Raw genomic sequence first — 5918 nt, 5'->3', positions numbered from 1 at the left:
GCGCGGCGAATCCTTCCTGCAGCCCTCCATCGCCACCAAAGTTGTGGCCGAGTTCTCCCGCCTCACGCCAAAAGCAAAGACCCCCCAGGAGTTGATGGCGGAGCCGCTCTCCGAGCGTGAGATCCAGGTCCTGCAGCTGATCGCTGCCGGCGCCAGCAATCGCGAGATCGCCGAAACGCTGGTCATCGCCGAGGGGACGGTCAAGAATCACGTGACCCACATCCTGGAAAAGATAGGCGTGCGAGATCGCACCCAGGCCGCTTTGCGCGCCCGCGAGTGGGGTCTCATCTAGTTTTTTCCCCACACGAATTTCTGCCGACATTCCCCGATAAACACATCGCGCTTGCCTTACCGCCAGGCCACACCCTGGCCGTTCATCTTCCACATAATTTCCACTCGAAGTTCCTCGGCTATCTCACGAATGTGACCTTCCTATTGAGAATGTGACCGCCGAGTGCGACCATGGGCACATCCAATCCGAAGCAGATTCGATTACAGTCTTGATGGTAGTGAATACGCACGTGCAATTGACGCACGAAGGAGGAATGAACGTGAGTAACATGATTGAAGCACAAGCGCTGACCAAGCGCTACAACGGGACCCCCGATCCGGCCGTAGACGAAGTCAGTTTCGTCGTCCGGGAGGGGGAAATCTTCAGCCTGTTGGGGCCAAACGGTGCGGGAAAGTCGACGACACTCTCGATGCTCTCCTGCTTGCTAAAGCCCACCAGCGGTGACGCACTAATTGACGGCGCATCGATCTTACAGGCATCGCAGAAAGTCAAAGCGGTCATCGGCGTCGTGCCGCAGGAAATCGCGCTCTATCCGAAGCTGACGGCCTACGAAAATCTGATCTTCTGGGGCCGGCTTTACGGGATGGGGGGCAAGGCGCTGCGCAAGCGCGTCGACGATGTGCTCGACATGACCGGATTGCGCGAACGGGCGAAGGACCGTGTGGAGACCTATTCGGGCGGCATGCAGCGTCGTATCAACATCGGCGTCGGCCTGCTGCACGAACCGAAGGTGATTTACATGGACGAGCCCACGGTCGGGATCGACCCGCAAAGCCGCCGCAGCATCCTCGATACGGTGAAATCGCTCAATGAGCAGGGCATGACCGTGCTTTATACGACCCACTACATGGAAGAAGCCCAGGAGCTCAGTGACCGCATCGGCATCATCGACCACGGCGAGATGATTGCCCTGGGTACGCAGCGTGAGTTGACGGAATTGGTCGGCGAGCAGGATGTGGTCGAAATGCACATCGCCGAGGAAACCAGCCGGCCGGAAGTTGTCGAGGCTTTGGGGCGCGTGCCTGGCGTGCACCAGGTGCAGCCGCTCAACGGCACCTTGCGGCTTTTCGTTGACGACGGCAACGCCATCCTTCCGGCGCTGATCACCGCCGCTAATACGCAGGATGCGAAGATCACATCCGCCTCGATCCAGGAACCCAATCTCGAAGCCGTGTTCCTGCACCTGACCGGCCGGGCGCTGCGGAACTAGGAGGCGACGATGTTCAAGTTATTGGCGATCGGATTGAAAGATCTGAAAGTGGCTTTTCGAGACAGGGTGGGATGGATCATGCTGGCCGGGCCTTTCGTGCTGACACTGGCCATGGCCTTTGTAACCGGGGCTTTCTCGGTCTCGGCGGGCGAACCCGCCATCCAGGCCACCAGCGTAGTAGTCGTCAACGAAGATGAAGGCGAATTGGGAAGAGCAATGCTGTCGTGGCTTCGCGACGAAAGTATGGGCTCGGTCATCAAAGTCACAACTTTGTTCAGTGCTCCGCAAGCCCGCGCCGACGTCGATGAAGGAAAGTACGTGGCGGCCCTGATCCTGCCGACGGATTTCAGCCAGTCGATGCTGGAGGCCAAAGAGGTCGCGGAGAGCAGCCTTGTGGAACTGTACGTGTATCCCGGGCAGCCCATCCGGGTCGGCATCGTGCGTTCGCTGGTCGAGCGTTTTCTGGCGCGCGTCGATGCGGGCGTCGTCAGCAGTAAAGTGGCAGTAGGGGGTCTGATCGGAGCCGGATTGATCCAGCCGCAGGAGGCGAATGACGTCGGCCGGGAAATCGGCGAAGCGTTGGTGACAGCGGGATCCGACGCAATGGCCGGGATAACCGTCCAAAATCAGCGCGTTGAGGAAGAGGATGTCGCCATTCAGCCGCTGGCAATACTGGCGCCGAGTATGGCCATGTTGTTTCTGATGTACACCGTTTCCGGTATCGGCGGGCGCAGTATTCTTGCCGAGCGCGAAGAGGGCACCTTACCGCGTATGCTGGCCACGCCGACGGAAGGCGCCTGGATCCTTGGGGGAAAGGTGCTCGGCGTCGTGCTGGTGGGTGTGGCACAGTTGGCCATCGTCATCGGGGTCACCAGTCTGCTCTTTCAACTTCATTGGGGAGACACGCTCGGTGTGGCGCTGATGATCGTGGCCGCCGTTTTTGGGGCCGCCGGCTGGGGCATTCTGCTGGCTGCATTCGCCCGCACGGCCGAACAGGTTTCGACGATGGGAACGGCCATGATGCTCTTCTTCGGGCTGCTGGGAGGTTCGTTTTTCGGCGGCGAAAGCTTCGACGGCATACTGGGCACGATTGGGAAAATCACACCCAACGCCTGGGCGCAGGAAGGGTTTACCATCCTGGCCGGCGTCGGCACGCTGGCGGACGTCCGCGGGTCGATCGTCGGCCTGGTCGTAATGGGAAGCATATTATTCGGCGTGGCGGTTGTCGTCTTCCGCCGCCGCGGTTTGTTGCGGAGCTGATCGAAAGCGCCGCAGTGGAGTACTGAAATGAAGAAAATATTCAACATTGCCTGGAAAGACATCAAGAACCGCTTCTCGAGCCCCATGGAGATCATGTTCTTCCTCGTCCTGCCAATCATATTCACCTACTTGTTGAGTGGAACGATCGGGTCAGGCGGGAGAACGTACGAATTGATCGTCGTCGATCAAGACCAAACTTCGCTGTCCGGTCAACTGATCGAAGAACTGACGCCGGCGGGATCGATGGAGATCGTGTTGGCTTCGAGCGAAGAATCGGAAGCGCTGGCTGATGCACAAGACACGGCTGCCATCCTGACCATCCCTACGGGTTTTCAGGAGCGCTTGTACGGCGGTTGGCCGGTCGATCTTGCCCTGCAAGAGGCGGGCGACGAAGATGCCTACGACGCAGCCGAGCAGCAGGTGTTTGCGGCTGTGGAGCAGATGAGCCGAGTGCTTCTGGCGGCAAACATGAGTACGGCCGAATACGAAAAGCGCGGAGATTTTACAGACGCCGCGATGAGGGAGAGATATTACGATGCGAGCTTCACCAGCGCTGAAGCTGCGTTTGACCATTTGCCGCAGCGCGTGGAAATCCGTACACCGGATGAAGGCATCGTCTACGAAAGAGAGAATGCCACTAACGTACAGGCCAGCGCGGGACAACTGATCACCTGGGTCTTCATACCGCTCCTGGCCACGGCGGCCGTGCTAGCCGACGAACGTACGACGGGCACGCTGCGGCGCCTGTTCACCACGCCGACCAAAAGGGCCACGTTCCTGCTGGGCACGATTCTGGGCCAGTTAGCGGCGGCCTGGGTGCAGATGACGCTGCTGGTGGTCTTCGGCATCTACGTGTTGGGGATCGACTGGGGCAATTCCATACCCGGTCTGGTCGTGCTGCTGCTCGCTTTCAGCCTGGCGGCGACCGCGTTGGGTACGCTGTTGGGAACGCTGGTGCGCTCCACGGCCCAGGCCGGCAGCCTGGCGCCGATCACCGGCATGGTCATGGCGCTCGTCGGTGGATGCTGGTATCCCGGAGAGCTGTTCCCCGACACGGTTAAAACTGTGAACCGGTTTCTGCCCACGACGTGGGCGCTGCAGGGCTTGAACGATTTGGGGCTGCGCAGGTTGGGAATGGTGGACATCTTGCCCGAAGCCGGGGTGCTGATGGTCTTCGCCGCCGTGTTCTTCGCGTTGGCGATCTGGCGCTTCCGCTACGAGTGATGCGCAAGCGGATCGATTCTCGCCCCGCAGGGATGGAAGTCTCTGCGGGGCGTTTCTGTATTTATTGTTTTCTCTGGAAGGTTGAATTGATTTTGACACAATTCAGTGCTGAGTGAAAAAAGATAGAGTGATCCTCTAATTCCTGCTTACAAATGTGATGTTGGGGAGTCTTCTAGGTGTCAAGAAATAATTGGGAACTTCTGGTACGACGTCCCTGTCAATTAATCGTACTGTAAGAGATGGCAATTCCACATGATAGAGTGAATCGTCTTCGAGGATAAAGAATCCGCTCTCGTCGGGGAGCCAATGCACATCCCCATTCTTAATGTTTGGAACAATCCCAACTTGATTGTTACTTTTATCGAAGACCCGAATCTGAGTCGACGCTTCGGAAAAAAATGGATGGGAGTCGAACACAAGCTGCCAGCGACTATTTGGTGATTTTTCGATTCTTTGTAATGACTCGCAGCTCGTATTTCCGTCACCATCAAACACGATGTATCCATCTGGTTCTTCGACGCAAGAAACGATGGTGACAAATTGATTCGTTCCTTGATCCCAGTAACTTCCCCACTTGTCTTGAACGACTAACGTAATCTGTCTACTCGGTGGTGAAATGATATAGATGCCATTTTGATTCAACATTGGCTCGACGTCTTTCACCCCCAACATCGGCGAGAATGCAACTGCCCCTGTGATCGGATCCACAGCAGGTATTGTATGTAGATATTCGGGAAAAAGGATGGTCACGGTACCGTCGGAGATATCCACATGGCGAATAATCTGTTCACCACCAGAACTTCGTAATATACAGATAAATGAATCTTCACCAACCCATTCGAGAATCCATGGAGTCCAACTACCTTCGGGGGCGAACAACCATTTCATCTGCTTGCCGTCGGCCGAAGCTGCCCATAACGCTTCCACAAGCCACCCATTGAATTCCGATACCTCCGAATGTACGATCCACTCTCCATTGGGGGACCAATGGGGATCAGCTGCGTGATTATCTCCGCTCGATAACCTTTTTATTTGATCCAACGTGGAGTCGTAGAGGTACAGATCAAGCGAGGGGCCATCGATCGAGGCAACGAACGCAATCTGGCTGCCATCCGGTGACCATTTGGGGTCACTTGATGATGCCTCCATTGGTATATTTAGGTCCAGATTATTTTCCGGTTCTGTTTCCCAATAGGAATACAATGCGATTCTTCGCTTCTGTTGAAGATCAGGGAACTCGATTAGAACGAGGTCGACGGAGAATGAATATTTGCCATCGATCATGGTGGCCAGAAGGCCGCTGGATTCCGAGCCGGTGTAGGGATAGGTCCCGGTTGAAGAATCTCCGATTGTGGTTATCCCCGTTCCATTGGCATTCACGGCATAAAGCAGGTGATCTTCTTTCTGATAGACCAACCAGGGACCTTGTGGAGATAAACTGATCGTCGATTCTATCGGTTTTGAAGGAGTTGGAGATGGCAAAAAAGTTAATGTACTTGTGGCTGTTATTTCCATCTCGGGGGTTGGACTCGATTCGGGTTGGGGTTCAATCGGCGCGGTTGTTTTTATCATGCTTGGTGGTGTCGAATGACAGGACACGAGAAGCAACATGTACAGAAGAACCAGAAATGGGATTCGTTTTGATTTTCTGGGCATATTTATTTCCAATTTCTGAATTCATAAGGATAATCGTAATAGATAATTGGGAATCCTTTGAACTATATTTATACAATATGTACCTCTCACCGCAAGGGTTCCGATAAGTGATCGCGTGCAAGCTCGTCTCCCACGCTTTCATGTTTCCGGAAAAGTAAATCTTATCAAGCGGCGATTTACTGTTTAATCCTGAATATGTTTCTTGGAGCAGGAATTTTGTTCAGTAATCCGAGTGGTTTCGAGATGGTCCTGCATCAAGTCGGCCAGGCGGTTTAT

General features: G+C 55.3%; 5 protein-coding genes. 4 read left to right on the top strand and 1 reads right to left on the bottom strand.

Annotated elements, in window-relative coordinates:
• From P8Z34_16630 to P8Z34_16615, 4 genes are all read left to right on the top strand, one after another.
• A partial coding sequence (locus tag P8Z34_16630) for a response regulator transcription factor (GenBank protein MEJ2552298.1) occupies positions 1-292 on the top strand: 292 nt, incomplete at its 5' end.
• 268 nt (positions 293-560) lie between these two features.
• Positions 561-1502: an ATP-binding cassette domain-containing protein gene (locus tag P8Z34_16625; protein MEJ2552297.1), complete on the top strand. Its 942-nt coding sequence runs from the start codon at positions 561-563 to the stop codon at positions 1500-1502.
• Between the two features lie 9 nt (positions 1503-1511).
• Complete coding sequence (locus P8Z34_16620) at positions 1512-2762, top strand: ABC transporter permease (GenBank protein ID MEJ2552296.1); 1251 nt, start codon at positions 1512-1514, stop codon at positions 2760-2762.
• Between the two features lie 27 nt (positions 2763-2789).
• On the top strand, positions 2790-3986 hold the full coding sequence (locus tag P8Z34_16615) for an ABC transporter permease (protein ID MEJ2552295.1): 1197 nt from the start codon (positions 2790-2792) through the stop codon (positions 3984-3986).
• A 135-nt stretch (positions 3987-4121) separates the two neighbouring features.
• Here P8Z34_16615 and P8Z34_16610 read toward each other — a convergent pair whose 3' ends face one another.
• A complete protein-coding gene (locus P8Z34_16610) occupies positions 4122-5642 on the bottom strand; it encodes a hypothetical protein (protein ID MEJ2552294.1) in 1521 nt (506 codons plus the stop codon).
• Positions 5643-5918 lie beyond the last annotated feature (276 nt).

It is taken from the genome of Anaerolineales bacterium, assembly GCA_037382465.1.
Taxonomy (GTDB): domain Bacteria; phylum Chloroflexota; class Anaerolineae; order Anaerolineales; family E44-bin32; genus WVZH01.
This window is presented reverse-complemented; position numbering and strand designations above follow the sequence as displayed.